Origin of the sequence: Arthrobacter sp. 2YAF22_2 (genome assembly GCF_052114645.1) — a bacterium.
Taxonomy (GTDB): Bacteria; Actinomycetota; Actinomycetes; order Actinomycetales; family Micrococcaceae; genus Arthrobacter.
In genome coordinates this window covers 1-2,067 of the sequence record NZ_JBFRFD010000586.1, presented here as the reverse complement: position 1 = coordinate 2,067, position 2,067 = coordinate 1, and the positions used below count along the sequence as shown (strand labels likewise).

General features: G+C 67.7%; 2 protein-coding genes. Both read left to right on the top strand.

What is annotated here, in order from left to right; translation table 11 throughout:
* Nucleotides 1-273: 273 nt before the first annotated feature.
* Nucleotides 274-762 (top strand): SRPBCC domain-containing protein, encoded by a 489-nt coding sequence (locus tag AB4Y86_RS17575; RefSeq protein WP_441403447.1) that lies wholly within the window; start codon nt 274-276, stop codon nt 760-762.
* Between the two features lie 62 nt (nt 763-824).
* Nucleotides 825-2,067 (top strand): FAD-binding oxidoreductase (locus AB4Y86_RS17570; protein WP_441403446.1); only part of this gene is annotated, 1,243 nt, incomplete at its 3' end.

Below are 2,067 nucleotides of genomic sequence, written 5' to 3'. Positions count from 1 at the left end.
ACGTAATACTGATGCACCAATTCTCGAATCTCATCGCGGCTAATACCTCGCGGACCAACAGTCATGGCTACTCCTGCTCCTCTTCAATCACTGACTGACTCACAACCAGCCTGACGTAGAGGGGAACCGCCGGAGCTGCGGGAGCGTCGGTGTGGAACCTTTCGGTTCTGCGGGAGCGTCGGCTTGAAACCTGTCGGTTCTGCGGGAGCGTCGCGATTTGTCCTTCGGACCGAAAGCCAGCACGGCTGCGACCCCCTTGTAGAGTTGTTGCTCATGGATAACCTCTTCAGCCACGCTGCGGCAGCCCCGGAACCCGAGCGCTCCGGGGAGCTGGACCCGGTTGTGTGCACCGTCGTCGTCCCCGGCACTGTCGCGAGGGCCTTCGTCGGTTTCACCGAGCACACCCACCTGTGGTGGCCGCTCGAGAGCCACAGTGTCTACGGCCCTGGTTCTTACGTGGAGTTCGAGGAAAACCTGATTGTTGAAACCGCTGACGACGGCCGGACCGCCATCTGGGGGTCGATCGACGACTGGCAACCGCCCTTGTCATTCCATGYCAGCTGGCACCCCGGTAGCCAGGCTTTGTGGTCCACCGAGCTGCGGGTTGCCTTCCGGGCGGTCGAGGGCGGCACGGAGCTGCGGTTGGTGCACAATGGCTGGGAAGGCGCCCAGGACCCGGCCGCCGCGCGTGCGGAGTACCAGCGGGGCTGGCCCGGCGTGTTGCAGCGCTTCGTCCGGTTCATGGGAGGCGTGGCCGATTAGCCATCGGCACCTAGACTAAGGCCGGAATTGATCGCCGGATTCGACGAAGAACTGGAGAGCGCATGCGCGGCATTGTGGAGGAGCTGACGTCCGACCTTGGCGAGGAGAGGGTTGCCGTGGATGCGGCCACGTTGGCGGCGTACGCGATCGACCGGGCCCCGGTCCTGGACTACCAGCTTCCGGTCGCCGTCGTGCGTGCCGAGTCCGTGGCTGACGTCCAGGCGGCCGTCCGAGCCTGCGCCGCACGCCGCGTGCCGCTGGTGGCCCGCGGCGCTGGAACCGGGCTCTCCGGCGGAGCTCATGCCAGCGAGGGCTGCGTGGTGCTGAGCCTCGAGCGGATGAACCGCATCCTGGACCTCAACCCGGACGACGAGACCGCCGTCGTCGAACCCGGCGTTATTAACGCCGAACTGAACGCGGCGGCGGCGCTCCACGGGCTGATGTACGCCCCGGACCCTGCCAGCTACAAAATCTCGACCATCGGCGGCAACGTCGCCACCAATGCCGGCGGACTGCGCTGCGCGAAGTACGGCGTCACCCGGGACTCGGTCCTGGCACTGGAGGTCGTGCTCGCGGACGGCACCCTTATCCGCACCGGCCACCGGACCTTCAAGGGAGTGGCTGGCTACGACCTCACGGGGCTGTTCGTTGGATCCGAGGGGACCCTGGGGATCGTCGTCGGGATTACGGTGCGGCTGCGGTACCTCCCGCAAGAGGTGCACACGATCGCCGCGTTCTACCCGGACTTCCGCAGCGCCGCTGCGGGCGTTCTCGCGGTGGGCAAGGCGCGGATACAGCCGGCCATCATGGAACTGCTCGACGGCGGTTCACTCGCCCAGCTCGACGACGTCCACGGCTCGGAACTGGCCTCCCGAGGCGCCTCATTGTTGCTCCTGCAGACCGACGGCTACGGGGCCGCAGCCGAAGCCGCCGCGATCCGGCCGCTGCTCGCCGCCGGCGGGGCCGTAGTGACCATGGAGGCAGACGCCGAGGCCGAGCGGCTCGTGGAATTGCGCCGCAACAGCCGCGGTGTCGAGGTCGACGACGAGTACCGGGTGGGCGAGGACGTGGCCGTGCCCCGGTCCCGGCTGGTGGACTATGTCGCGGAGCTGGAGGCCATTGCCGCGAAGCACGCGGTCAGGCTCAAGGTCGTGGCGCACGCCGGCGACGGGAACCTGCATCCCACTTTCTGGGTGGACCGGACCGGCACTGGCATGGACACTGCGGCCGCGGACCGCCTGGGCGCTGCCCTGGACGACTCCGTCACGGTGGCCCTCGCGATGGGCGGCACCATCACCGGCGAGC